Here is a 26,359-nt window from a genome sequence, read left to right as displayed (position 1 = left end):
GAGAATTATTGTAAATTAGTCAAAGATATTTTATTTACGATTACACCGATGAAAAGAAGATTACATCGATTACTTGTCTACTGCCTACTGCCAACTGTCTACTTTGCATTTCTTTCTTCCTGCTCTACAAATCACCATATAATAAGGTATGAAGATAAATTCGTTTCTATTGACAGCACACTTGCACCCGATAGTTTGATTACCGCTGAGATTGCTCCTTACAAAATTCAGTTCTCAAAAATAATGGATGAAGTGCTTGCGGTTTCAGAGCAAAATTTATTCAAAGAAAATCCCGAAGGTTTACTAGGAAATTTTACTGCGGATGCAACTTTAAAAAAAGCAAAAGAATATTGCAAAGATTCCTGCTCGGTGGATATTTGCATTCTGAATAATGGTGGTTTGCGAAATCCTCTTCCGAAAGGAAACATAACGCGCGGAAATATTTTTCAGTTGATGCCTTTCGAAAATGAAATTGTGATTTTGAAGATGAATGGAGGAGATGTAAAAGAACTTCTCGACTTCATCGCCAACAAAGGCGGAATGCCGGTTGCAGGAATGCGGATGAAAATTAAAAACAATATGGCAAGCGATGTACTAATTGGAGATAAACCGTTTGATATTTCGAAATCATATACGATTGTAACTTCCGATTATTTGGCAAATGGCGGAGACAATATGTCTTTCTTCGCAAATGCTTCCAGGAAAACTGTTATCGGAAAAAAACTTCGCGATGCAATCATAGAATATTTGCAGGAAGAAAATAAAAAAGGAAATTCAATCAAAGTAAAAAAAGATGGGAGAATTGAAAAAGTGGAATAGAAGAGAGTTTCTGAAAAGAACTTTTCTAAGCGGAGGAGCGCTCGTTGCATTTAGCGCGCTTCCGGAAAATATTTTTGCTGCGCTTGCAGACGATTTTATTAAACTCACTATTCTTCACACCAACGATCAGCACAGCCACATCGATCCTTTTCCTGCCAACGATCCCAAGTATCCGAACATGGGGGGGGTTGCGCGAAGGGCTTCGCTGATAAAAAAAATCCGCGCGCAGGAAAAAAATGTTTTGCTCTTTGACGCGGGCGACATCTGGCAGGGCACGCCTTACTTCAATATGTTCGGAGGCGAACTTGAATTTAAATTGATGAGTGAAATGAAATACGATGCCGCCACGATTGGAAATCATGATTTGGATAACGGCATTGAAGGACTGGTGAAGCAACTTCCGCACGCGCAATTTCCTTTCATCAACTGCAATTATGATTTTTCGGATACTGCGATGAATGGGAAAACTATTCCGTATAAAGTTTTTGAGAAAGAAGGTTTGAAAATTGGCGTGTTCGGCTTGGGAATTGAATTGCAGGGATTGGTGGATAAAAAAAATTATGGCAACATAAAATATCTTGACCCGATTCAGAAATCAGCGGAGTACTCTCATCTTCTGAAAAAAGATTTGAAGTGCGATTTGGTAATTGCGCTTTCGCATCTTGGCGATAGATACGAAGACAAAAAAGTGAGTGACGCCATGATTGCAAAACAATCGAAGAACATAGATATTTTCATAGGAGGACACACGCACCGCTTCTATGAAAAACCAACTTCGATTAAAAACAGCGATGGAGAAGAAGTTTTAATTGTGCAGGCAGGATTTGCGGGAATCAAGCTGGGTAAGATAGATTATTTTTTCTCCCGCAAGAAAAATAAAAAGTATGCGATTGGTTCAATGGTAAAAATTTCTTCCAACTGACAATGACTTTCGTAAAAAATATTTTTCAGAAAAAATATTTTTTATGTAGCGTTGGCAATTGAAATACTTTTTTACTTTTGATGCGTGTTCGTTGATACATTAATTTTTACTATGAAAAAAAAATACAACTCCAAAAAATTTTAACGGGTAAATGAAAAAAGAGTACGATAAAACTTGGGAAAAATGTCTTGACATAATAAAAGACAATGTTAATACGCAAAGCTACAAAACATGGTTCGAGCCGATAAAACCAATCAAACTGCAAAACAGCATTCTCACCATCCAGGTGCCAAGCCAGTTTTTTTATGAATGGCTTGAAGAACATTACGTGGCTCTTCTTAAAAAAGTAATACGTAAAGAACTTGGTGCTGACGGAAGATTGGAATACAGCATCGTGATGGAAAATATTTACGGTGTAAAACCTTATACCGTCCGAGTTCCTGCCACAAACAAGAAGGAAGTAAAAAATCCTTCGGTGAATATGCCGCTTGACATGAGCAACAATGGCGGAATCAGAAATCCATTTATTATTCCCGGGCTCAAGCGCGTAACTGTTGAATCAAATCTCAATCCCGATTATTCGTTTGAACATTTTGTGGAAGGAGATTGCAACCGCCTTGCGCGTTCGGCTGCTTTCGCGGTAGCGAATAAACCCGGTGAAACTTCTTTCAATCCACTCCTTATATATGGAGGAGTTGGTTTGGGAAAAACTCATCTCGCCCATGCCATCGGAATTGAAATCAAGAAAAAGAATCCTGGCAAAACGGTTTTATATGTTCCCTCCGAGCGATTCACCAATCAGTTCATTGACGCAATTCAGAATAACAACACAAACGACTTTGTGAATTTTTACCAGATGATTGATGTGCTCATCATTGACGATGTGCATTTTTTCACCGGTAAAGAAAAAACGCAGGATGTTTTCTTCCACGTGTTTAATCATCTTCAGCAAAACAAAAAACAGATTGTGATGACTTCCGACAGAGCACCGGTTGATTTAGTTGGAATCGAACAACGTTTGCTTTCTCGTTTCAAGTGGGGACTTGCCGCAGATTTGCAAGCGCCCGATTTGGAAACACGCATTGCGATTCTCGAAAAGAAAGCATACTCGGATGGAATTGATTTGCCGAGAGACGTGCTGGAATATATCAGCTACAGCATTACTTCGAACGTTCGCGAATTGGAAGGGGCGCTGATTTCTCTGCTCGCGCAGGCATCGCTGAATAAAAAAATGATTACGATTGAACTCGCGCGCCAGATGATTGACAAATTTGTACGCAACACTGCCAAGGAAGTATCCATTGATTATATTCAGAAAGTAGTTTGCGATTACTTCAATCTTTCCATTGAAGCGTTGAAATCCAAAACACGCAAACGGGAAGTAGTGCAGGCACGCCAGATTGCAATGTACTTCGCCAAGCAAATGACAAAATCTTCACTCGCTACTATTGGCGCACATTGCGGGGGCAAAGACCACGCAACTGTTCTACACGCCTGCAGAACGGTGAACAACTTAATGGACACTGACAAAAAATTCAGACATTATATTCAGGAACTGGATAAAAAAATAAATCTGTCATAAAACAAAGGTAGCGGGGAAAGTCCAATAGGAATTAGTGAAAACTAATTCCTATTTTTGTTTTATGGCTGCGTCATTCCGAACTTGTTTCGGAATCTATTTAAGATGCTGAAACAAGTTCAGCATGACAAAATCAAAATTATGAATCGAATTTTATTTGTTTGCCTCGGAAATATTTGCCGTTCACCTTTGGCGGAAGGAATTCTCCGACACAAAGCCAATCAACACAAGTTGGATTTGAAAATTGATTCTGCAGGAACAGGAAACTGGCATGCAGGAGAAAATCCCGACAAACGGGCAACAAAAATTGCGAGAGAAAGAGGAATTGATATTTCAAAATTGGTTGCACGCCAGATTTGCGAAAATGATTTTGAAAACTTTGATAAAATTTTTGTTGCTGATGCAGAAGTGTATGATGGAGTGGTTGAACTTACTCTCAACAGTGAACATAAATTAAAAGTTGATTATATTATGAATCTTGTTCATCCGGATTTGAATATGCCTGTCCCCGATCCATATTACGGAGAAGCGGAAGGTTTTGAAAAAGTTTTTGATATGCTGGATAAAGCCTGTGAAGCAATAATCGTTAATGCGAAAAATTCCAAACTTCAAAATATAAATTCCAACAATCAAATACAAAACCCAAAACTATAAATAGTATTTTAGTTTGAGATTTTGAATTTTGGGTTTCGAATTTATTTGATATTTGGCATTTGGCATTTTGTGCTTATGATAAAAGGAGTTTTATATCTCATACCTGTTCCAATTTCCGAAAATGAATTTTCAGAATATGTTTATCCTTCACTTGAAAAAACTGTAAATGCGCTCGATGAATTTATTGTGGAAGATTTAAAAACCGCAAGACATTCTCTTAGAAAAATCGGCTACAAAAGAGATTTTGACAAAACAACTTTTCATTTGCTAAATGAACATGCCAATTTAAAAGCCCGCCTGCCGGACGGGCAGGGAATAGAAAAATTTCTCTCTTCGGCAGAGAAAGGAAAGAATATTGGATTGATGAGTGAGGCAGGAATGCCTGCGATTGCCGATCCGGGAAGTGAAATTGTAAAACTCGCGCATAAAAAAAATATAAAAGTTGTTCCGCTTTACGGGCAATCCTCCATCTTTCTTGCGCTTGCTTCTTCCGGATTGAACGGACAGAATTTTTGCTTTCATGGTTATCTTCCGAAATCACAAAACGAAAGAAAGAGAAAACTAAAAGAGTTGGAAAGAAATATTTCTCACAACAACCAAACTCAAATTTTCATTGAGACTCCTTATAGAAACAATCATTTGCTGGAAGATATTCTTTCAATATGCTCTTCTGAAATTTTACTTTGTATTGCTTCAGATATTTCCGGAAAAGATGAAATGATAATTACAAAATCAATTTCAGAATGGAGAAAAGAAAAATTTCCTGATATAAATAAAAGACCAACTGTATTTTTATTAGGAAAGTAAAAATCAATTTTTCATCTTCACCGGCAAAGCGTCATAAATGCTTGAACCGCTAAGCGCTTTAATGTTCACAGGCAATCCGTAACTTCCGCTGATGCTGCTTCCGTCAAGTTCTTTCACATTAATGGGAATAGAATTATAAATATAATTTCCTCCAACTTCAGAAATATTTACTTTCATTGTTTCTGAAAATTTTACATTGATAGAGCCATCCGGATTTACAGGAACAGAAATAAATCCTGCTGCCTTGCCTGCATTTGCACTTGTAAAAATTTCCTCATTCTGAAATGCGATGATGGTTAATGCTCCCGCAATAACTGTAAGAACGGTTTTTGTGTAGAAATCTGTTTTCATAAAAATAGTTTTAAGGGTTAATGTTATTTACTTTTTTTAATATCCATTAAATTATATTTTCAGAATTTAATTTTAATTCTTCCTCTATCAATTGCTTCTTATATAAATCAAAATAAAATCCTTTCTTTTCCAGCAACTGCCTATGGGTTCCTTCTTCAACAATTTTTCCGTTATCAAGAGCAATAATATGCGATGCATCTTTCACCGTTGAAACACGATGGCTGATAAGCAAAGTGGTTTTGCGTTGCATAATCCCTCTGAGGTTTCCAAGAATTTCTGCCTCTGTTTCTGTATCAACTGCGGAAAGACAATCATCAAAAATTAAAACCTGCGGAGAACCGATGATTGCGCGCGCAATTGCGATGCGTTGTTTTTGTCCTCCGGAAAGAGTAATGCCTCGTTCGCCTATTATTGTTTTAAATTGATTGGGAAAATGTATTATCTCATTGTAAATACCGGAATCTTTCGCGGCTTTTTCTATTACTTTTTGTGAATCGTTGTTCGAATGAGAAAAACCAAATGCAATATTATTTTCCACGGTATCGGAAAATAAAAATACATCCTGCGAAACATATCCGATTTGCTTTCTAAGAAAAAATAAATTCCACTGCATAATATTTTTTCCATCAACCAAAATTTCCCCGGCAGAAACATCGTATAACCTGCATAACAAATTTGCAACTGAAGATTTTCCACTTCCGGTTTTTCCAATAATTGCTATGGAATCTCCCGGTTTTACCTTAAAAGAAATAGTATCAAGTGCTTTTATTCCCGAATCAGGATAAACAAATGAGACATTTCTGAATTCAATCTCGCCATTTATTTTGACATTCGAAATCTGTGAATCTAAATTTTGAATATCAGATTTTGTAGTAAGAAATTCATTTATTCTTTCTTGTGATGCAGCAGCACGCTGAACAAGTGATGTTACCCATCCTAATGAAGCAACCGGCCAGGTGAGTTTGCCCACATAAATAATAAACTCAGCAATATTTCCGTAGGTGATTTGTCCTTCGATAGATTGTTTTCCTCCTATATAAATTGTCAAGAGTGTGCTGAGTCCCATAAGCAAAAGCATAAACGGGCTGAACAACGCTTCGGTAAAAATCAATCCAAGATATTTTTTTCTGTATGCGTGGCTTTCCTTTGCAAAATAATTTCCGATTGCTTCTTCCTGCACATATGCTTTCAATATGCGAATGCCTGAAAAAGTTTCCTGAGCAATGGTTGATAATTTTGAAAGTTGCGCCTGCACGCTGTTGCTCATCTTATTTATCAAATCACTTACAAAATAAATTACTACAACAAGAATTGGAAGTGGAAAAAGAACATAAAAAGTTAATTTCAAATTTACACTGGTCATAGTTGCAGAAACCAAAATCAGAGTGGCAATTGTATTTGCAAAATACATAATTGCCGGACCAATATACATTCTCACCCGGCTGACATCTTCGCTTATGCGATTCATTAAATCACCGGTATTATTTCTGCGGTAGAAACCTGTGTCGAGCGTTTGGTAATGAGAAAAAATTTCATTCTTCAAATCATATTCAATGTGGCGCGACATGACGATAATCATTTGTCGCATGAGAAACATGAGAAATCCGCTGATGATGGTTGTTCCCAAAATAAGCAAACCATATTTCAAAAGTTCTTCCGTAGTTATTTCAAATGAAAAATTTTCTGCTGCTGCTTTGATCATAAAGTCAGTTGCTTTTCGAACGAGCACTGCAACATAAATTCCAAAAAAAGTAGAAAGAACTGCAAAGACAATTCCCAAAATCAATCTCCACTTATACTTCCAGAAATATTTATTTAAATGCTTTAGTGATTTCACAAGTCAGGATTTTTCTTTTTTCTTTTTTAGTTTGCTTATAAATTTTTTATACAATTCTCCTATGGTTTCAAATTCATGCCTGTAAAAAATTCCGACTCCCTGCGTATAGGGTCCTTTTTGTAAATCGAGAATATTTCCTTCGTTCGCTTTGTTAAATGCTTTTGCTCTTAGTTTTCCATCTTCAGTGAGTTTATAATCAATATTTATATCTCCTACTATGTTTGAAGTATTTTGAGAATTTGTATTCGGATTGTTTGCAACGCTTCCATCAATGCTTAGCTTATCGTTAAACAATTGCGTGGAAAGAGCAACCTGCACTTCATCTTTATTCACCACATCGCCCGGGCGATAATGCACGCCCACATCAAACTTATTACTGATTTGTGAAAGCCAGTTGCTCAACTGATTCGAAAGCATTTCAGTTGAAGTTACAGTTCCTGCACCTGGTCCGCCAGCAGTGCTTTCATCGCTTTTCATATCAGGAGGTGGTGAAAAACTATTTGTGAATAAGAGAGAAAAAACCTGGCGGTTTACTTCAAGGTCGCTGTTCTTAAACCTATCGAATGCCTGCTGGCGGGTGAAATCATCAACGGTGGGCAGGCGAACATCAAAATTAATATCGGGTGATAAAAGTTTTCCGCTGAGATTCATCACCAGGTCAACGGGATATCTTTTTTTTGTGGCTTCGGTTTGTTCGTAGTCATGAAACAAGGGAGACAGCGAAGAGCGCACCTGATAAATTGCATTCATGTTTATTTCTGCTTGTGAAGGGTCGCCTGCCCAGCGAATCACTCCTCCGTTTTCAATTCGAAATTTTTTGTTCACAACATTTTTCAACGTGAAAAGATAATCTCCTTCTTCCACGGTGTAATCTCCAAACATTTTGAAATCGCCAAATTCATTGATGAGCATTTCAATATTTCCTTTTCCTTTTGCTTTGATTATGTCGCCTACTTTTTCATCAAAAATTAATTGCGCCTGCGCATCGGGCGTTGCGTCAAGTTTTAAATCCATAGTGAACCCGGTAGTATTTATTTTATATTTCGGTTGTTTTATTTTTGAGGTGTCATTCTTTACAAAAGAAATAAATCCGGTTTCTTTTATTTCACCCGCACTTGAAAGAGGAATGAATAATTGGGTGTATTCATTTTTTCCGAAAACATTTTTTGCTTTGTCAGTTTTTACAGTTGCTGATAAATTAATATTGTCAAGATAGCCGAACACGTTTGCAATTCCGGTAGCAAAAAATTTTCCGTAGTAAGTGGAATTATCTTTTTCGGTTGTGTTCAGCACCAGAAATTTATCGGTGCTCAGGTCAATGTCCAGTTGAAGTTTTTTAAAATTGTCATGATAAATTTTTCCATTGATGACATCCGCAGAATTATTATTTACATCGTAAAAAGTAATATTTGAAAAATCAAATGAGTTTGGCTCCACAGGAATTTCACCTTCGAAATGATAATCTGTTCCAAGATAATTCACATGAATATTTTTAACATTTGTCCTGACAATTCCATTTAATTTCGGTTGGGCAGGAGTGCCGCTGATTTTTAATTCAGCCGATGCATTGCCTTTTATGTTTTCGAAATTTTCTTTCAAGAAGGGCTCGAAAAATTCAAGATGGAAATCTCTCACATCGGCTTCTGCTTCAATGCTGCTGTCTTTTTTAAACGGAAAATAATTTCCCGAAAGTTTTACGCTTCCCGCATCATCGCGCTGAAAGTTTCCATTGAAATTCACCGCACGTTTTTTACCGTCATAAATGCTCGATAAATTTCCATCTCCTATAAGTTCATTATTCATTTTCAATTTCTGAATTTCAATACTGCTTCCGAAAACCGGCTGCTCGTATAAATTGGAAAGAGAAGTGTTTCCGGATATGGTTCCATAAATTGAAAAACCCGAACCTTTAAGCGCAGGATTTAAATTGCTGAGTGCAAATGAGGAAAGAATAAAATACAACTGGTCTTCTTTTACATGCGAAATATTGCCTTCTACTTTTATTCTTTGCTTGCCGGAAATAAATTCCAAGTTTTTAATACTTATAAAAGAAGAGTCTTTTACAATTTCATTGTCTGAATTAATTTTCCAAACAGAATCAGCAAGAACAATAATGGCGGGAAGAATTTTTAATTTTATTTTTGGTTTTTCAGCAAAAGAAACATAACCGGGAATATTTCCTTCGTATTTAACTGCAGTATTATTTTTCCAATTCAAAAGAAAATTCAATGAATCGTTTTTTATTTCAGAAGTAATCTTAACGCTGTCAATCCAAACGCTGTCTGCCAATGCAATGCGATGAATGGAAGTATTAAATGACAGCATATCATTTTTTGTTTTTGCTTCTATATTACATTTCTCGAATTTATATCCCGTAACATCTACTTGTGGAAAGGAAGATGAAAAAGAAAAATTATTTTTTTCTTCATCGTAATTTCCATTTATAAAAGCAGGCGAGGAAACAGAAAGCGAAGGAAGAAAAGCGCGTGTGGCAACATTTGTATTTTTAAATTTGACATCGAAAGAAAAATTCTGCAAATGCTCAACATATTTTTTTGAATGCAGTTTATTTATTTCAAGTGGTTCTTCAAGGCGAGGCACATACGATGGAAGATAATTTGCTACCAAATCATTTAAACACAGGGCAACTTCTGCCGGCTTGAATTTTCCATTCAAATGCGCATCGGCAATTATTGAATTCAGCACAAGATCTTTTTCTCCTTTAGTTTCCACAATATTCAATTCTGAATTTTGAAAATCAAAAATTTCTTTTCCTTTATAATATTTCACATCATTCAATTTCATTTTCGCGGTAACATCATCAATATTATTTCCAACTGCCTCCACATTAATTTTTGCAGTGATGCCGGCATATTCTTCCTGTTTTAAAATATTAATCTTATTAAGATTTGCTCTTTTAATTTCCGAAATAAAATTTATGCGCGTGGGACTTTTACTGAAATCCATATTCCCGTTAAAATCAAGAATCAGATTTTCATCCATAACCGAAAGCATCCCATCAAAATTTCTTTTTGCAAATTTTCCTTTCACATCAATGTTTTTATAATCGTATCCGTTCAATCCAATGCTGCTCACTTTTCCATCCATAGTTAAATTTGTATTTTCTTTTTGCAAACCCTTGCCATTAAGATTTACATTCATCGAAACAATGCCGATATATTTTTCACTTTCAAAAAATTTTCCAAGATTAAAGTTATAGCATGAAAATTTCCCGTGATAAATGGGCAAACCGCTTGCAGAATCATTCTTCATGGAAAGGTCTGTGGAAATTTGACCGAGGGCAGTGTTAAAAGTTCCATACGTTACAAAGTCATTGTAAAAGCCGCTGAAGTTGCCTTTGAATTTTATCGTTCCGAAAAGTGAAACATTAGAAGGAAGTCCGATGGAATGATTTTCATTGAACGGGGGCAGCGGAATTTTTTCTATGCCTTCTTTTGATGTGCGCAATTCTTTTGCGTCAAAACTCATAAACGTTTGATTGATGTCAGGCAGTCCGGTCATCGTAAAATTTCCCATGAAACTGGTTTCGTCTCCGATGGCAAGTAAAATATTTTTTCCTTTCAAATCGCTCACTCTTCCGCTAACCTTTCCATTGAAGAAAATTCTTTTTTTCATTCCAAATAAGTCATGCGCGAAATATGCTATGTCTGCCATTTCAATATTTGAACTATTGAATTGAGATTTTATTTTTATACTGTCAATAAAATGATTGAAGTCATCATAATGATTGTAACTGAAAAAAACATTTGCAGTAACCTGGCTGTTGTTGGTAAAAATTTTTGTGTGCTCAAGATTTAATTTAACAGAACTGATGCTTGCTTCGGTATATAAATCTTTAAGCACGAAACCGCTTTTTTCCTCTAAAGAAAACTCCCGGATATTGCATCGAATAGTATCTGCATCAAATTTTATATCTGAAATTTTTCCGTAAATAGAATTCGCACGCAAATCAGAAAAATTAATTCCCTTCGCGTAAGAAGTATCTTCTTCGGTTTTATATGCAAAATGAATATTGTCAAGCGCAATGCCGCCAATTCCGATATTCCATTTTTGTTTTTCTTTTTTAGTTGTATCCTTCGATGTAAATTCATCTATGATAAATTGAAGATTAAGAGCGGAGTCGCCAATATATTTTTTCAGTTTAACGGTTGCATTTTTAAAAATCACATTGTTCACAAAAATGGTATTGCTGTCGCTGTTGAAATTCCCAATATCAAGTTTCAGTTTTTCCGCATACAGAAGCGTATCGCGGTGCTGGTCTTCTACATAAACTCCTTCGAGCACAATTTTTTTCCAGAGTTCAACGCTTACGCCTTCCACGCGCACGGTTGTTTTCCATTTTCCGGAAAAATATCCGCCAATCCTGTTCGTTGCCCATGTTTGAAATTCAGGGCTTCGCAAAGCAAAATAAAAACTTACAAACACAAGAAGGAGAATTCCAATGAACCAAAGAAAAAACCGGAATATTTTTTTGATAACTTTACTTTTCATTTCACTACGAATTTACGAATATAGCCGCTATGAAAATTATGATTTCGGTGATTAACAAACATTAACAGTTGAAAATAAAATCAAAATGATGGAAGATTGGAAGATTGGAAGGTTGGAGAAGAAAAAACCAGTAATCATTCTTGGAATTGAATCTTCCTGTGATGAAACTTCCGCAGCGGTAACGAGCAACTGCACTATTCTTGCCAATCTCATAGCGAATCAGAAAATTCATGAACTCTACGGTGGAGTTGTTCCTGAACTTGCATCGCGCGCACATCAGAAAAATATTGTTCCGGTTGTTGACGAAGCACTGAAGCAAGCCGGAATAAAAAAAGAAGAACTCAATGCAATTGCTTTCACGCGAGGACCGGGATTGATTGGCTCTCTTCTTGTCGGTTCCTCCTTTGCAAAAGCAATGGCGCTTTCATTAAATATTCCGCTCATTGAAGTCAATCACATGCAGGCGCACGTGCTTGCTCACTTCGTGGGCTCAAATTCCAAGTCCCAAATCTCAAATCCCAAGTTTCCATTCTTATGTTTAACCGTAAGCGGAGGACATACACAAATTATTTTGGCAAAAGATTTTTTAGATATGAAAATCATAGGGGAAACGGTGGATGATGCAGCAGGAGAAGCATTCGATAAGGCAGCAAAAATTTTGGGGCTTCCCTACCCTGGCGGGCCGCTGATTGATAAATATGCGCAGCATGGAAAACCTATCTTCAAATTTCCTGAGCCAAATATTCCTGATTTGAATTTTTCGTTCAGCGGATTGAAAACTTCCATTCTTTATTTTGTAAGAGATGAATTAAAAAAAGATAAAAGTTTCATAGAGAAAAACCTGAACAACCTCTGCGCTTCTATTCAATCTACGATTATAAAAATTTTAATTGATAAATTAATTTCTGCTTCCAAACAAACAGGAATAAAAGAAATTGCAATTGCAGGAGGAGTTGCTGCAAATTCAGGACTAAGAAATGCAATTATAGAAGCCGGAAAAAAATTCCATTGGAACACTTACATTCCTCCTTTTGAATTTTGCACCGACAATGCCGCTATGATTGCCGTTGCCGGTTATTTTAAATATTTGAAAGGAGAATTTGCAGAGCAGAATGTGGCTGCAAGTGCGAGGTATAAATTTTAGAAAATGAAAAAAATATTTTTATTATTTTTTTTAATATTCATATTATTTCTAACTGGTTGCTTTGATACAGTTGAAGAAACTCATATTTATGATCAATATATTATTTTAGCAATTGATGTTTCAGATAATATGTGTATTGTATTCAAAAATGAGGATTATTCCAACTCAACAGTTATTGCTCCAACAGTATTTGATGTGGAATGGAATAATGATTACATTTTAGCGAAGCAACATCCTGCAAGTTTCAAAAATGCTATAATTAGCGATTTCTATCCTAAGATATTCGATAGTTTAAGAAAAAATAATTGGGAAGACGATATTTATTGGCGAGCCGATAGCTTGGCAACAATAAAGTATAAGAAAAATTTTAAATTAGGTTTATATAATGACTTCATAGATAAATCAAAAAATGAGATTACACTTTACTATTTAATTGACACAAGATTTAATGATAAAAAAGGAAAATTATATTTGACCCTTTCAGAATTAGATAAAGATTTAATTAAATTAAATGTTGGTAAATTCACTAATAAGAAATATTTTTCTTCTCTAGATTATCGCCTGAATAACTTGTTAATTCTTTTCGTAATTATTGCTATCATCATAATAATCATTTTTTACTTTCACAAAAAAAACTAATATGAAATTTTTCATTGACACCGCCAACCTCGAACAAATAAAAGAAGCACAAGCCCTCGGAGTGCTCGATGGAGTTACCACCAATCCTTCGCTCATGGCGAAAGAAGGAATCAAAGGAGAAAAAAATATTTTAAAACATTACGTGGACATCTGCAAGCACGTTACGGGCGATGTGAGCGCGGAAGTTATTTCCACCGATTACAACGGAATCATTAAAGAAGGCGAAGCGCTGGCAAAACTTCACAAGCAGATTGTGGTGAAAGTCCCGATGATTAAAGAAGGAGTGAAAGCAATAAAACAATTTTCTGAAAAAGGAATTAAAACCAACTGCACGCTCGTGTTCACTGCCGGACAGGCGCTGCTTGCCGCGAAAGCCGGAGCCACTTATGTTTCTCCTTTCATAGGAAGATTGGACGATGTGGGTTACGATGGCGTTGAACTCATAGCCCAGATACGTTTGATTTACGATAACTACGGATACAAAACACAAATTCTTGCCGCGAGCATTCGCCATGTGATGCACATTATCAAGTGCGCGGAAGTGGGAGCCGATGTCGCCACTTGCCCGCTCAGCGCAATCATCGGATTATTAAAACACCCGCTCACAGATAACGGCTTGGCACAATTTTTAGCAGACCATAAGAAAGTGAATGGTTAAATTGTTAAATGGTTGAATGGTTAACCATATAATCATTCAGCCATATAACCATATCTCAAAATGAAATTCCGAGACCAGATTGGCAACGAAATTTCCATAGAAAAAATTCCTTCTAAAATAATTTCCATCGTTCCCTCGCAATCTGAATTACTTTCCGATTTAGGATTGGAGGAAGAAGTTGTTGCAATTACCAAATATTGTGTTCATCCGAAAAACTGGTTTGATACAAAAATAAAAATCGGAGGAACGAAAAAATTAAATATTGAAAAGATAAAAGAACTGAAACCCGATTTGATTATCGGCAACAAAGAAGAGAATGAAAAATCACAAATACAGGAACTGCAAAAACATTTTCCGGTTTGGATTAGCGATATAAAAAATTTAGAACAAGCATTAGAGATGATAGAAGCAATCGGCAAGATGACAGGAAAAGAAAAGCGTGCGCTCGATATTCAAAACAACATCCGCGAGCAGTTCTCGCTGTTTAAACTTCAGACATCAAACTTCTCCGTAAGGAGTCCTTCGGATAAACTTCTAACTTCAAAAGTTCTTTACCTGATTTGGAAAAAACCATTTATTACAGCAGGAAAAGAAACTTTTATCAATCACTTGCTGGAGATGTGCGGGCTCAGTAATGTTGTAACACGCACTCGCTATCCGGAGATTTCCGCAGAAGAAATTCAGAAACTGAATCCGGAATTAATTTTTCTTTCTTCCGAACCCTATCCTTTCCGCCAGAAACATATAGAAGAATTTCAATCGCTCTGCCCGAAGGGAAAAATAGTTTTAGTGGATGGCGAAATGTTTTCGTGGTACGGCACACGCTTGCTTTATGCGCCCTCCTATTTCGAGCGCTTGCTGAAAAATCTTTAGTAGATTTGGCGGTAAATAATTGCATTCTTTTCTCGTTTGTTAATTATGTATTTACGCCATAAGATTTTCCTTGTATTTACTTTGTCATTTGTCATTTGTCATTTGTCATTTTCCCAGAAGGTAGGGGTTGTACTCAGTGGCGGTGGCGCAAGCGGGCTCGCGCACATTGGAGTTTTGAAAGCGCTGGAAGAAAATAATATTCCGGTGGATTACATCAGCGGAACTTCCATTGGAGCTTTTGTGGGAGCTATGTATGCAACCGGATTATCTCCGAAACAAATGGAAGAAATTGTTCAGACAGATGAATTCAATAATTGGGTGTATGGCAACATTGATAAAAAATATATTTACTATTTCAAAAAGAAAGAAGACAACGCTTCGTGGATTACGCTGAAACTTGCGCTCGATACTTCACTTGAAACAAATCTTCCCACCAATATTGTTTCACCTGCCGCCCTTGATTTTTCCCTGATGGAAGGAATGGCTCCCGCCAGCGCTGCGGCAAAATATAATTTCGATTCGCTCTTCATTCCTTTTCGCTGCGTGGCGGCTGACATTGAAACAAAAACCACCGTCTTATTTAAGAATGGTGATTTGGGCGAAGCCGTGCGCGCTTCCATTTCCTATCCTTTTTATCTCAAGCCGCTCAAAGTAGATGGCAAACTTCTTTTTGACGGAGGCATCTACAATAATTTTCCTTCCGATGTGATGTACGAGCAATGCTTCCCCGACATTATTATAGGCAGCAATGTTTCAGGCGCAGTTCCGCCTCCTGATGAAGACAATCTTCTCTCGCAACTAAAAGCCATGCTGATTAACCGTTCGAAAATGGACATTCAATGCCCGAACGGAATTCTCATTGAGCCCCAAACAACTATTTCAACATTTGATTTCGGAAATCCAAAAGCAATGATTGACAGCGGATATGCTGCAACACTCCGAAAAATAGATACAATTAAAACAAGAATTACCCGAAGAGCGAATACGGAAGAACTTTCTGATAAAAGAAAAAAATTCATAGGAAAAAAACCTCCGCTCGTGTTTGGAGACATTTATATTGAAGGATTAAAAAAGGGCCAGACAAAATATGTGCACGGAGTATTGCGGAAGCGGGGGAAATCTCTTCCGCTGGAAAAATTCAAGCCCGCTTACTTCCGGCTGGAAGAAGATGACAAGATAAAACAAATTTACCCGCAGGCAAAGTTCAATCCGAAAAATAACAACTACGATTTATTTCTGAAAGTGAAAAAGGAAAAAGATATTGTTGCCGAAGTGGGAGGCAACATTTCCAACCGCCCCATTTCAGAAGTGTTTGCCGGCTTTGAATATAAATACCTCGGTAACTTCGGAATCCGGTTGATGGCAAACGGATACTTCGGAAAACTTTACACCTCTGCGCAGGTAAACACCCGTTTGGATTTTCCTTTTTCCGTGCCGTTTTATCTTGAGCCCGAACTTGCATTCAACCGCTGGGATTTTTACAAGAGCAGCAATTTATTTTTTGAAGACGTGAAGCCCGCCTACCTCATTCAGAATGACCAGCACGCTTATTTGAATTTGGGAATGCCCGTAAGCAACAAAGACAAATTAATTATCGGGGGAGGAATCGGAAGCACTTCCGACAATTATTATCAGACACAATTTTTTACTTCGAAAGATACGCCCGATGTTACCACTTTTGACATGGCTACCGCGCATCTTATGCTGGAACGAAACACACTCAACCGAAAACAGTACGCCACGCAGGGAACGTATTTCGGAATTAAAACGCGCTACATTCAGGGCGAAGAATTCACGCAGCCGGGTTCTACCTCTTCATTAAATCCCTCACGAAGAATTCACCAATGGGTGCAGTTCAAAATGATTTATGATAAATATTACAAGCAGCGCGGCACGCTGAGAATGGGAATTTATTTTGAAAGCGCCTACTCCACACAGCCGCGTTTTAATAATTATACTGCCAGTTTGCTTGCTTCGCCTGCGTTTCAGCCATTGGCGGAATGCAAAACACTTTTTCAGCCAAACTTCCGCGCCCACTCTTACGCGGCAGCCGGATTAAAAAACATTATCACTATAAAAAACAGAATTGATTTCAGAGTGGAAGGATATATTTATCAACCTTACCAGCAAATTGACACCGTGGGCAATCAGCAAATTTATACTGTGCCTTTTCTGCGGAGGTATTTTATGGGAACTGCCGCGCTGGTCGGGCATACACCCATCGGTCCCATTGCATTCAGCGTAAATTATTATCATGGAGAAAAGCAGCCGTTCACTTTTCTTTTTCATTTCGGATACATCATCTTTAATAAAAAATCTACCGATTGAAAATTATTCTTGAAAATATAGGAAAGCGTTTTAACCGTGAATGGGTTTTCAGAAACATTGATTATGAATTTTGAGAGAAAGAAAAATATGTTATTCTCGGTTCAAACGGTTACGGCAAATCAACCTTGCTTCAGATAATTTCAGGAGCCATGAGTCAAACGGAAGGAGAAGTTAAGTTAGAAGTCAGAAGTCAGAAGTCAGAAGCAAACAGCCAACAAGGAACAACCCTTCCCCCTTCGGGGGAAGTTGCAAGGGGGCTTTTATCGTATGCCGCACCCTATTTAGAATTGCCCGAAGAAATGACATGGAAAGAATGTGTTTCGTTTCACGGCAAATTCAAAAAGTTTATTTCCTCTCTAAAGGAAGAAGATATAATTTCTATTTCCGGATTGAAATCATCAGCCAACAAAGAGATACGGAATTTTTCTTCGGGAATGAAACAGCGCGCCAAACTTTCGCTTGCTGTTTTATCTGCCACTCCCCTGCTCCTGCTCGATGAGCCGGCAACCAATCTTGATGCAGATGCTGTAAACTGGTTTCAGCAACTCATTTCACAATTTGCCAATGAACGATTGGTAATTGTTTGCTCCAACTATAATAAGGAAGAATATTCTTTTTGCAACAACCAATTGGTGCTGGCAAAAAATTAATACTTTACAAGTTTCAGCAAATAATTTTTATTCCCGGCAATTGCTTTCAGCACATAAACACCTCCGGGCTGATTTGAAATATCAATGGTGAGATTCCTCACTGTGTTCGGAATGACACTTCGTGTCACTTTTTCTCCCAACACATTGTAAATTTCCAAACCCTGAACATTCAACCCTGAACTCTGAACGGTGAACCTTCCGTCAGCCGATGGATTCGGAAACACAAAAATATTTTCATCGGAAAAATTTTCGGGCACCGAAGTAAGAATCTGATGCGCTTTGCAGAAATCAGGAATGCCATAGCCCGTCAGCGTATCGGGAGTTGTATAATGGCTGGCGCTTTGCTGAATGGCATTGTAAATTTCCATAGATGTTTTTGCCGTATGCGCCTGCCACAAACAAGCCGTCATTCCCGCAGTGAGCGGGCAGGCAAAAGAAGTTCCGCTGAAAGAATTATACGTTCCTCCCGCAAGGTCTGTCGTGTACGGATGATCGCCCTGCGCGGCAACATTGGGTTTCACTCTTCCATCGTATGAAGGACCTTTTGAACTGAAGCCGACATAATTGCTCATGGAATCCACCGCGCCCACGGCAAGAGTGCTGTCGGCATCGGCAGGCGCGCCAATAAAATGCCAGGGACTCCAACCTGAATTTCCTGCCGCGCAAACCGGAACCATTCCCTTGCTTGCGGCAATGGCGCTGGCAATGGAAATGCGCGCGGTGTGCCCGTTCATATCGGCATACGTATGATTCACGGTGCTGTCGTCAAACTGCGTATAGCCGAGCGAAGTGGAAAGAACATCTGCGCCCGCGCTGTCGGCAAATTCCGCACCGCTCACCCAGTTATCTTCTTCAATAATATTTTCTGAAGGACCGTATTCGGTAACCAACAGCCAATACTTTGCCTTGGGAGCCGTGCCGACTAATTGTCCGGGAATGTTTCCCGCCATGAGCGAAAGGCACCACGCACCGTGCACATCTCCGGCAACGGAATAAAAAGAAGAATCGCGGTTCACAAAATTCCAGTAGCCGAGCACCTGCTTGTTGGCGCGGATGGAATCAAACGCAGCGGCAGAATCATAATGCTGAAAGCCCACATCGAGAATGGCAATCACCACTCCCTTGCCGTCAAAGCCCATGTTATGCATGCACACGCCTCCAAGCATGTTCACCTGGTTGAAGGATAAACCATAATTGTAGGAAGAGGAGGATTGGAGGATTGGAAGATTGGATGACTGGATGGCTGGATGGTTGGATGGTTCGATAACCGGATGGTTAGATGGCTGGATGACTGGATGATAAAAAGGAAACTTGTTGTTGCGATTATCTAATTCATAATTCGTCATTCGTAATTCGTCATTTGTTTTGATGTGCCGCTGCACCGCCTGTGTTTTCTTTACAAACGGAAACGCCAGGATGGTATTCACCGCATTGGTATCGCTGGTTTGAATGGTAATGGCGTTGAACCATTTTTCGCGGTTGAGAACGGTTACGTTCGGAACGCTGGCAACGCTGTCAATATAATTTGCATTCACCGGCAAATCATTCTGCACAACGGGAATGCTTTGATTCGCCCTGCGCTGAATGGCGCGCGCAGAAAGATATTGCGAAGGGTTTGAAATGCTGTAAGGCGTATTATTCCTATCGGTAAACTGAATCCAGTATTTGGTGGGCTGGGCGAAACAGCAGTCGGCAATCAGCAGTTGGCAGTTGGCAAAAAGAAAAAAAGTAAATAACTGTTTCATTCAACGCAAAGATAAAAGAAAAGGCAGAATCGTTGATATGCGTACTGTTTGGTAGTGTCTCGGTGGCTGAAATAACTCACGCAGGATATGCCCACTCCAAAACTTCGGCATGCACGTTAAAGGTATCTCCCACTTCTGTAGACTTGAAGGTGCCGCGGTCGGTATCGTTCCATGTGCTCACAGGAATATCGTTCAGCAGTTTTCGGAGCAAGGTTTTAATACTCGTTTCGCGCGTGTGCAGCGCGTCAATCACATCGCCTGTGCGCTTTTGTCCGCGAAACAAATTAAATGACTGTGTGTATTTTTAACGCATAGTATCCTGTAGCATACCTAAAAAATCATTGATTATATTATACTCACACTGATTGGATGATTTGATTAAACTTATCGTATCATTTTCAGTGATAATTATTGAAACATTACTGATGGGAAGATTTAGAATATCTAAAGCGTCAGCTTTATCGTTTATTATATTCCAATTCTTAGTTAAATATTTTGAGGCAGCCGCTTCATTTGCAACAAGTATTGAAATATTGGAAGATGGGTTTGCAAATTCATCAATACAATTAAGTGAATTTGCAATAGCACCCTGACAACCATTTTGAGGAACTGTTATATAGAAATGTTTTTTATGAGGAATCTGTATATTAAATTGTTCCTGTAGATAATTCGAAAATATAGAAGTGTTTTTGTTGATAGTTTTTTTGGGCGAATTGCTGCACGAATGTAATATACACAGACCTAAAATAGAAGTAATAACTATAAAAAAATGTAAATAACTTTTCATTTTTTTATTTTGAATAAAATAAAATTCCAGTTGTAAGTATTATCTTGCTGTGAATGCTCATTCGCTTTTGGAATTAAAAGTCCATCGTTTGTTACATATAAAGGACCTGAATTATATTTAAATGGGTCGAATAAAATCTCATCGATTTTTTGAAAATCAGAGTTTAAAATAATAATTGACCATGGCCTATCAGTGATTCGTTTTACTGTAGTTTTATCTTCATTTACATATTCTGTTTTTGGAAAAGCAATTCGGTATATTAATTTCCTATAGCGGTCATAATAAATTTTTCCATATCGCGGGGCGGTGATTAAATATTTCATAGTATAAGATATGTTACCAACGCTATCATCTGCAAATAATTCAAAATTATCTATAAATTTGCTTTTTGCTAATGCTTTTTTTATGAGTTTATCATTATGATAAATATAAATATCATGTTCTGAGTCATACGAATAAATTGATTGTTCTGAATTATCCATACAGCGCGAAGGATAGTCTCCATAATGATTTTCCTTTAAATATTTTTCAGGCCAACCACCAATAAATTTTATATATTCATTTGTGTTAAAAATGTTAATAGCAATTTCTGGTAGACAAGTAAAATAATCCCTTTTTTGTTTAAATGCAGAAATCAGAGGAACAAAACGAATATAAATTTTACGATTCAAATATATAAAAGGACTTGTATAAAAACCCGATAAAACATAGTCATATTTATTACTCAAATTAATGTGCCATTGATTTAATATTTCACCTTGTCTTCCAATTAGAATTATATTTTTTGATTCATTTGGAAGTATGAAAATGGAATCTAAATTATGAATAAAAAATTTTAATGGATTCATATATTGATTGAACAGTGAATCCAAATTCGTAAGAGGGATACTATATTCAATCTTATTGTTTTCGATATTTATTAAATTGAGTTTTTTAGTTTTATTAGATGCGTATGCAATATATTCCTGCTTGTTTATATTGCATATATTATCTGAATAACTCCATATCTCATTTTTTTGTTCCGGAAAATTTATTTTTATCTCTCTATCCGGTATTAAAAAAGAAGTTTGATTCTTACAACCAATAATAGAAAACAATATCAAAATGCCTGATGAATAAATTAATTTCATGTTCATAAAGATAATACCGAATTACACAATTGTAATTCGGTATTATAATGATTCTATTTTAATTTTTAAATTCCGGCAGGCGTTTCTGCTGCAAATTGAACATCTGATACAGTAAAGTTGTTTACCAATGATGCATTAACTGCTAAATTAAAAACAGTATTTGTATTTGCATTTGGAACTTGAACAAAAGTAACAGCGCCTGAGCGCAACTTGACAAGTAATGATATATTTTGTACATCATTTAATTCCGGAAAAACTTGCAACCATTGAGATGAATTGAAAAAAGCAGCGAGTGTGCCTGCCTTTAAAGCATTTTCAAACGCATGAAAGTTGGGTATAAGAAATGCTCCTCTTACTCTTGCAGCGCATCCACACGAAGGGCATGGGCATGGCACTATTTTAGAGCAACCATCTCCAGAAGGGCAACTAAATCCACTTGCATCGCTTTGTAATTTAAATCCTGGGCAGACGCATAAATTTGGCTTAGAAGTAGAACCATCCCCGTTGTTGTTATTACTGCGGTAGGCAGTTGTTGTGTTGTTATCAATAGAATTTGTCGAAACTACAGCAGGATTTAAATCTTTTTTTTGACATGAAAAGATAAAACCCAATAAAAAACAAACAATAAAATATTTAATCTTTTTTTTCATAATTTTAATTTTAAAAGTTAGTATTTAATTTTAATTTCATGGCTTTCAAAGTTTTTTTTTATGTTTTTGCCTTTTGTTATTTTATGATTTTTATTTTTTCTTTTCGTTGTGCCGGCAAGGCGAAGGAAAAGTTTCATTTCACTATCCGCACTTTTCTCATATCACAAAAGTAATGAGGTCACCTGCCGGACCTCTGCGGTTTTTGTTCTTGCTGTCGTTCCACTGCACATAGCCGAGAAAGGTTTTTCCCGCTTGAGAACAAATGTAAAATAAAATGTTAATATGCAAAATATTGTTGAACTATTTTTTTTGTGGAGCCGCCTTGCAATGGATGTGTCCCGCAATCCTCGTTGCAGGTACTGCTACGCTGAGGACAGGAACTGCAATCATCGTAGCAGGCGCTGCCCCGGGGAGGACAATAACCGCAATCATCGTAGCAGGCGCTGTCCCGGGGAGGACAATAACTGCAATCATCGTAGCAGGCGTTGTCCCGGGGAGGACAATAACTGCAATCATCGTAGCAGGCGTTGTCCCGATGAGAATAGCCGCTGTCACGATTGGGGCAGCCGCTGTCACGATGAGGACAGCCGCTGTCACGATGATGGCAGCCGCCATCACGAGGAGGACAGCCGCCATCACGAGGAGGATAGCCGCCATCACGAGGAGGACAGCCGCTGATACGATGAGAATAACCGCAGTAATGCCTGTTCCGGCACGTTTCCTGCTAAAAAAAAGCAGCGCCCCTTTTCAGGAAGCGCTGCTCCGGCAGAAAACAACAAAAAGGCAGTTAAGAAACGCGGATGTACAGTTTAGCAAATAAACTTATACACCTTTGCTGAACAGGATATGAACAATTATGAATAGCGCCTTTATTGCGGGAACGGATAGCGCTTATTATTTCGATAATTGATTATTTTCCATACGAAACTATTTTTTGTGTGAATGTATAACCCACGGTATCTCCCCCGCCCCAGTATAAACTATCGCGCTCTTTATACACAAGCCCTGCATTACGGGCATACTTTTCGGCTTCGTAAATAGTTTCAATTAAATCTTTCTGCTCGAATTGTTTAACCGTGAGCGTTGAATCAAAACTGAGCGTGCCGATGGTTTCTTTCTGGTCAAGCGAAATGATTTCATAGTCCTTTTCACCGAGAATGTTAAAGGCATTGCCGTTCCATTGCTTGCCCTGCTTAACGGGAAACACAAGTTTGATGTAGCGAATATTTTCTTCGGTTCTTTCCGCAGTGGTGGCGGTTCGGTTGGCTGTCCATACCTGCTGCGGGGTGCTTTGCCAGGGTAGGGTATCAATACTTCTTTTATAGCGGAATATCTTATAGGTAGGTCTTCCGGCATTATCGTAAAATAGTTCTGCCGCCACTTCTTTGAGTTGATAGCGGAAGGTAGTATCCACATTTGATTTTGTATCCAGTACTGTGGAGTCAACATTATAAATCACATAATGCCCTATGGTAAGGGGAAAATAAGCATAGCCCAAATCGGGAGGCGGAACAACAGGTTTATCTTTATGACAGGAAGAGAGAAGTAAAAAGTAAAATGTAATATGTACTATTTTTTTCATTTCAACTATTAACGCAAGTTGCTACCTTCAATAATGGTCATTTATATGGCAGGACTTACGCAAAACGGTGTCATTCCGAGCGAAGCGAGGAATCTCCTTTGTGCCAAACATACGAGATTTCTCCCTATGGTCGAAATGACAATACTCACTAAACTTCTGCGTAAGTCCTATATGGATAACATTTGTTCGCGGCATTTGCATTATTTTATCAATTCCTATCATTCAATAGGTGGCAACTTACATTATTAAATTTCAACTATCAGATGATTCAATAATTCCTCCGCCCACCACATCTTCTCCTTCATAAAACACAGCCGACTGCCCGGGCGCAATGGCGGAAACCTTCCGGTGGAAAAAAACTTCAGCTTCGGTTTCTGAAATCTGGTTTACGGTGCTCATGCTGCCTGCATCCTTATGCCTGATTCGCGTAAGCGCCTGGAAATTTTCAGGAAGCCGCGCGTACTTGACTAAATTCAGTTTGCTCACTTTCATGCGCTGTTGTTTCACGTCTTCGGCAGAGCCAAGCATCACGGTGTTGGTTTGCGGTTCTATTTTTGTAACGTAGAGCGGCTCGCCCACTGCAATTTCCAAACCCTTGCGCTGCCCAATGGTATAGAAAGGATAACCCTTGTGTTTTCCAACTACAGTTCCATCGGCTAAGATAAAATTTCCTTCGCCTGCTTTTGTATTTATATCAGGAACCCGCCTGCGGAGAAAACTCCGGTAATCATTATCGGGAATAAAACATATTTCATAACTCTCGCTCTTATTGGCAAGGTCAGCAAATCCTTTTTCAACAGCAATGGCGCGCACTTGTTTCTTCGAAAGATTGGCAAGCGGAAAAATAGTGCGCCTCAAACTTTGCTGAGATAATCCCCAGAGCACATACGACTGGTCTTTTGTATCGTCCATTCCCTTTGACAAAACAGAGCGCCCGTTCTCATAGCGGATGCGCGCGTAATGTCCGGTAGCAATGAACTCACAGTTCAACTGGTCGGCACGCCTGAGCAGCGCATCCCATTTAATATAGGTGTTGCACAGCACGCAGGGATTGGGAGTGCGCCCGGCAAGATATTCGTTTACAAAATCAGTGATGATGGATTCGCCAAACTCGCTTCGCAAATCGAGTACGTAATGCGGAAATCCGTAGGTAACGGAAATAGTGCGTGCATCGTTGATGGAATCCAAACTGCAGCAGCCGGTTTCTTTTTTCGAGCCGCCCGAAGAAGCATAGTCCCATGTTTTCATAGTGATTCCAATCACTTCGTAACCCTGCTCGTGAAGAAAAAGCGCTGCCATGGAACTATCAATTCCCCCGCTCATTGCCACTAAAACTTTTCCCTTACTCATTGTTTTTCTTTTTTCTTTTTTCTTTTTCTTCCTGCGCCATTTTCTTTTTCACTTCATCCATGGAATCGTGTTTTTCTTCTTTTGAAATTTTTCCGTCTTCATTCCACTGTGTCCATGTTCCACAGGGATGGCTGTAATAAAAATTACATTCCGCTTTTTTAGTTCCGCTCTCATAATATTCCGAACACGCGCCATGAATGTAGCCGGCAAAGAAAGAAGAGTCCTTCTCCAATTTTCCTTTGCTGTTGAAGTAAGTCCACGTGCCGTCTTGCCTGCCTTTCTTATAGCCGCCTTTTAATTTTGGCGTTCCGTCTTTTTCATACCATTGGGCATAATAGCCATCCAAATCACCGAGGGAAAAATTTTCAACCTGAGTGATGACTTTATTCTTCCCGTAATAAATCCATTTGCCGTGCTTCAGCGAATGTTGGTAATGCCCGCTCACAGCAAGCGTATGTTCCGGATAATAATATTTCACTTCTCCTTCGAAAAAACCATTGTTGTAAATGCCTTCTTCCTGAATGCCTCCTTCGTTATAATATTTTTTCCAGGGACCGTGGAGAATGCTGTCTTTCCATGTTTTTTCTTCCACCAATTTTCCTTTGCCGTCATAATTTTTTTCCAGCCCGTTCTTTTTCCCGTTCTTGTAGGTTTCTTCCGACACCAATGCATTGGGCGCATCATAAAATCTCCAGACGCTGTCTTTTTTTTCATTCACATATTTTCCTTCCGCCATCAGAATATTGCCGGGGAAAAAATATTTTGTATGGCTCACAGTTCCGTTATCTGAGAAAAGAAAATCGGCTTTCATTTCACCGGTGTCGTAATAATATTTGAATTCGCCAAAGGGCTTGTCATCCTTAAAACTTCCTTCGTAAAGCGGCTTGCCATCCTCGAATCGTTTAATCCACTTGCCCTGTTTTTTTCCATTCTTGTCTGTCTGGTTTAAACTCTGCGGCTGAGCATTCAAATGAACGATTGAAAATAAAATCATCACGAGTAAAAATTTCTCTTTCATATTTCAACGAAGGTACGAAGAAAAAAAGATTTATACCTCAACGAATAACTATATGAAAAATTGGAGGGCATTCCTGAAAAAATAAAAAGCCAGGTCAATCGCTGTGGTTTGAATTTCTCCAATTGGGCAATGCTTTACATACCTCAGAAACATCTTCCAAAGGCATAATTCTTTCAAAACAGTTTTCCGAATTATAGATTTATTCAGCAGGAAATGAAAGAAACAACTATGAAATAGATATTTCTGACCAGCCCAAAGGAATTTATTTTATTCAGGCAGGCGAAGGAAGTACAAGACGGACGAAGAAAATAATTGTGGAGTGAT

The 26,359-nt window shown here is 38.1% G+C and carries 23 protein-coding genes and 1 pseudogene; 12 read left to right on the top strand and 12 right to left on the bottom strand.

From position 1 onward, the window contains the following. Positions 1-48: 48 nt before the first annotated feature. From HY063_14575 to HY063_14555, 5 genes are all read left to right on the top strand, one after another. Positions 49-819: a 5'-nucleotidase C-terminal domain-containing protein gene (locus HY063_14575; protein MBI3503012.1), complete on the top strand. Its 771-nt coding sequence runs from the start codon at positions 49-51 to the stop codon at positions 817-819. Then, entirely contained in the window at positions 794-1,741 is a 948-nt protein-coding gene (locus tag HY063_14570; GenBank protein ID MBI3503011.1) for a metallophosphatase, read from the top strand. Before HY063_14575 ends, HY063_14570 begins: the two co-directional genes overlap by 26 nt. 151 nt (positions 1,742-1,892) lie before the next feature. Beyond that, positions 1,893-3,323: a chromosomal replication initiator protein DnaA gene (gene dnaA / locus HY063_14565; protein MBI3503010.1), complete on the top strand. Its 1,431-nt coding sequence runs from the start codon at positions 1,893-1,895 to the stop codon at positions 3,321-3,323. Between the two features lie 135 nt (positions 3,324-3,458). Next, complete coding sequence (locus HY063_14560) at positions 3,459-3,974, top strand: low molecular weight phosphotyrosine protein phosphatase (GenBank protein ID MBI3503009.1); 516 nt, start codon at positions 3,459-3,461, stop codon at positions 3,972-3,974. A gap of 75 nt (positions 3,975-4,049) precedes the next feature. Then, a complete protein-coding gene (locus HY063_14555; protein ID MBI3503008.1) occupies positions 4,050-4,781 on the top strand; it encodes an SAM-dependent methyltransferase in 732 nt (243 codons plus the stop codon). Positions 4,782-4,784: 3 nt separating this feature from the next. On the opposite strand, the gene HY063_14550 is transcribed toward HY063_14555, so the two are convergent. From HY063_14550 to HY063_14540, 3 genes are read right to left on the bottom strand one after another with little or no spacing between them, the layout of a single operon-like run. Then, a complete protein-coding gene (locus tag HY063_14550; protein ID MBI3503007.1) occupies positions 4,785-5,132 on the bottom strand; it encodes a hypothetical protein in 348 nt (115 codons plus the stop codon). A gap of 46 nt (positions 5,133-5,178) precedes the next feature. Next, complete coding sequence (locus tag HY063_14545) at positions 5,179-6,969, bottom strand: ABC transporter ATP-binding protein (protein ID MBI3503006.1); 1,791 nt, start codon at positions 6,967-6,969, stop codon at positions 5,179-5,181. Positions 6,970-6,972: 3 nt separating this feature from the next. Continuing rightward, entirely contained in the window at positions 6,973-11,481 is a 4,509-nt protein-coding gene (locus HY063_14540) for a translocation/assembly module TamB domain-containing protein (GenBank protein ID MBI3503005.1), read from the bottom strand. Positions 11,482-11,569: 88 nt separating this feature from the next. Between HY063_14540 and tsaD the strand changes: the two genes are divergently transcribed. The 6 genes and pseudogenes from tsaD to HY063_14510 all read left to right on the top strand — a co-directional run bounded on the left by tsaD (position 11,570) and on the right by HY063_14510 (position 17,773). Then, the gene (gene tsaD / locus HY063_14535; GenBank protein MBI3503004.1) at positions 11,570-12,625 is read left to right on the top strand and encodes a tRNA (adenosine(37)-N6)-threonylcarbamoyltransferase complex transferase subunit TsaD; all 1,056 of its coding nucleotides are present in this window, start codon (positions 11,570-11,572) and stop codon (positions 12,623-12,625) included. Positions 12,626-12,628: 3 nt separating this feature from the next. Continuing rightward, entirely contained in the window at positions 12,629-13,264 is a 636-nt protein-coding gene (locus tag HY063_14530; GenBank protein MBI3503003.1) for a hypothetical protein, read from the top strand. Position 13,265: 1 nt separating this feature from the next. Then, complete coding sequence (fsa, locus tag HY063_14525; protein ID MBI3503002.1) at positions 13,266-13,922, top strand: fructose-6-phosphate aldolase; 657 nt, start codon at positions 13,266-13,268, stop codon at positions 13,920-13,922. A gap of 60 nt (positions 13,923-13,982) precedes the next feature. After that, the gene (locus HY063_14520) at positions 13,983-14,795 is read left to right on the top strand and encodes an ABC transporter substrate-binding protein (protein ID MBI3503001.1); all 813 of its coding nucleotides are present in this window, start codon (positions 13,983-13,985) and stop codon (positions 14,793-14,795) included. A gap of 102 nt (positions 14,796-14,897) precedes the next feature. Next, on the top strand, positions 14,898-17,123 hold the full coding sequence (locus HY063_14515; GenBank protein MBI3503000.1) for a patatin-like phospholipase family protein: 2,226 nt from the start codon (positions 14,898-14,900) through the stop codon (positions 17,121-17,123). Next, a pseudogene (locus HY063_14510) lies at positions 17,120-17,773 on the top strand (ATP-binding cassette domain-containing protein). Before HY063_14515 ends, HY063_14510 begins: the two are co-directional and overlap by 4 nt. Here HY063_14510 and HY063_14505 read toward each other — a convergent pair. The 9 genes from HY063_14505 to HY063_14465 form a co-directional block, all read right to left on the bottom strand. Then, positions 17,770-19,518, bottom strand: a complete 1,749-nt coding sequence (locus tag HY063_14505; GenBank protein ID MBI3502999.1) for a S8 family peptidase — start codon at positions 19,516-19,518, stop codon at positions 17,770-17,772. The pseudogene HY063_14510 and the gene HY063_14505 overlap by 4 nt on opposite strands. Positions 19,519-19,594: 76 nt before the next feature. Next, the gene (locus HY063_14500; protein ID MBI3502998.1) at positions 19,595-19,801 is read right to left on the bottom strand and encodes a hypothetical protein; all 207 of its coding nucleotides are present in this window, start codon (positions 19,799-19,801) and stop codon (positions 19,595-19,597) included. A gap of 21 nt (positions 19,802-19,822) precedes the next feature. Then, positions 19,823-20,305, bottom strand: a complete 483-nt coding sequence (locus HY063_14495) for a hypothetical protein (protein ID MBI3502997.1) — start codon at positions 20,303-20,305, stop codon at positions 19,823-19,825. After that, positions 20,302-21,435, bottom strand: a complete 1,134-nt coding sequence (locus tag HY063_14490) for a DUF4221 family protein (protein ID MBI3502996.1) — start codon at positions 21,433-21,435, stop codon at positions 20,302-20,304. Before HY063_14490 ends, HY063_14495 begins: the two co-directional genes overlap by 4 nt. Positions 21,436-21,500: 65 nt before the next feature. Further along, positions 21,501-22,085 (bottom strand): hypothetical protein, encoded by a 585-nt coding sequence (locus tag HY063_14485; protein ID MBI3502995.1) that lies wholly within the window; start codon positions 22,083-22,085, stop codon positions 21,501-21,503. Between the two features lie 300 nt (positions 22,086-22,385). After that, positions 22,386-22,721 (bottom strand): hypothetical protein, encoded by a 336-nt coding sequence (locus tag HY063_14480; protein MBI3502994.1) that lies wholly within the window; start codon positions 22,719-22,721, stop codon positions 22,386-22,388. A gap of 274 nt (positions 22,722-22,995) precedes the next feature. Beyond that, the gene (locus tag HY063_14475) at positions 22,996-23,667 is read right to left on the bottom strand and encodes a hypothetical protein (GenBank protein MBI3502993.1); all 672 of its coding nucleotides are present in this window, start codon (positions 23,665-23,667) and stop codon (positions 22,996-22,998) included. A gap of 252 nt (positions 23,668-23,919) precedes the next feature. Then, positions 23,920-25,017 carry a tRNA 2-thiouridine(34) synthase MnmA gene (gene mnmA / locus HY063_14470; protein ID MBI3502992.1) on the bottom strand — a complete coding sequence of 366 codons (1,098 nt, stop codon included), beginning with the start codon at positions 25,015-25,017 and terminating at the stop codon, positions 23,920-23,922. Continuing rightward, positions 25,010-26,035, bottom strand: coding sequence for a toxin-antitoxin system YwqK family antitoxin (locus HY063_14465; protein ID MBI3502991.1), 1,026 nt, complete (start codon positions 26,033-26,035; stop codon positions 25,010-25,012). Before HY063_14465 ends, mnmA begins: the two co-directional genes overlap by 8 nt. A gap of 197 nt (positions 26,036-26,232) precedes the next feature. Here HY063_14465 and HY063_14460 point away from each other — a divergent pair, with 197 nt between their 5' ends. Then, complete coding sequence (locus tag HY063_14460; GenBank protein ID MBI3502990.1) at positions 26,233-26,358, top strand: T9SS type A sorting domain-containing protein; 126 nt, start codon at positions 26,233-26,235, stop codon at positions 26,356-26,358. Position 26,359: the final 1 nt, after the last annotated feature.

The sequence above is a fragment of the Bacteroidota bacterium genome, from assembly GCA_016195025.1.
Lineage (GTDB): Bacteria > Bacteroidota > Bacteroidia > Palsa-948 > Palsa-948 > Palsa-948.
The sequence above is the reverse complement of the archived record's forward strand: the minus strand, read 5'-3'. Positions and strand labels throughout refer to the sequence as shown.

Bases quoted from the DNA above. Each gene is read 5' to 3' on its own strand.
- tsaD (MBI3503004.1), top strand. From the start codon at position 11,570: ATGGAAGATTGGAAGATTGGAAGGTTGGAGAAGAAAAAACCAGTAATC.
- HY063_14465 (MBI3502991.1), bottom strand. From the start codon at position 26,035: ATGAAAGAGAAATTTTTACTCGTGATGATTTTATTTTCAATCGTTCAT.
- HY063_14520 (MBI3503001.1), top strand. From the start codon at position 13,983: ATGAAATTCCGAGACCAGATTGGCAACGAAATTTCCATAGAAAAAATT.
- HY063_14505 (MBI3502999.1), bottom strand. From the start codon at position 19,518: ATGAAACAGTTATTTACTTTTTTTCTTTTTGCCAACTGCCAACTGCTG.
- HY063_14555 (MBI3503008.1), top strand. From the start codon at position 4,050: ATGATAAAAGGAGTTTTATATCTCATACCTGTTCCAATTTCCGAAAAT.
- HY063_14490 (MBI3502996.1), bottom strand. From the start codon at position 21,435: ATGAAATTAATTTATTCATCAGGCATTTTGATATTGTTTTCTATTATT.
- HY063_14570 (MBI3503011.1), top strand. From the start codon at position 794: ATGGGAGAATTGAAAAAGTGGAATAGAAGAGAGTTTCTGAAAAGAACT.
- HY063_14575 (MBI3503012.1), top strand. From the start codon at position 49: ATGAAAAGAAGATTACATCGATTACTTGTCTACTGCCTACTGCCAACT.
- HY063_14480 (MBI3502994.1), bottom strand. From the start codon at position 22,721: ATGGCGGCTGTCCTCCTCGTGATGGCGGCTGCCATCATCGTGACAGCG.
- dnaA (MBI3503010.1), top strand. From the start codon at position 1,893: ATGAAAAAAGAGTACGATAAAACTTGGGAAAAATGTCTTGACATAATA.
- HY063_14475 (MBI3502993.1), bottom strand. From the start codon at position 23,667: ATGAAAAAAATAGTACATATTACATTTTACTTTTTACTTCTCTCTTCC.
- HY063_14485 (MBI3502995.1), bottom strand. From the start codon at position 22,085: ATGAAAAAAAAGATTAAATATTTTATTGTTTGTTTTTTATTGGGTTTT.
- HY063_14495 (MBI3502997.1), bottom strand. From the start codon at position 20,305: ATGAAAAGTTATTTACATTTTTTTATAGTTATTACTTCTATTTTAGGT.
- fsa (MBI3503002.1), top strand. From the start codon at position 13,266: ATGAAATTTTTCATTGACACCGCCAACCTCGAACAAATAAAAGAAGCA.
- HY063_14550 (MBI3503007.1), bottom strand. From the start codon at position 5,132: ATGAAAACAGATTTCTACACAAAAACCGTTCTTACAGTTATTGCGGGA.
- HY063_14540 (MBI3503005.1), bottom strand. From the start codon at position 11,481: ATGAAAAGTAAAGTTATCAAAAAAATATTCCGGTTTTTTCTTTGGTTC.
- mnmA (MBI3502992.1), bottom strand. From the start codon at position 25,017: ATGAGTAAGGGAAAAGTTTTAGTGGCAATGAGCGGGGGAATTGATAGT.
- HY063_14530 (MBI3503003.1), top strand. From the start codon at position 12,629: ATGAAAAAAATATTTTTATTATTTTTTTTAATATTCATATTATTTCTA.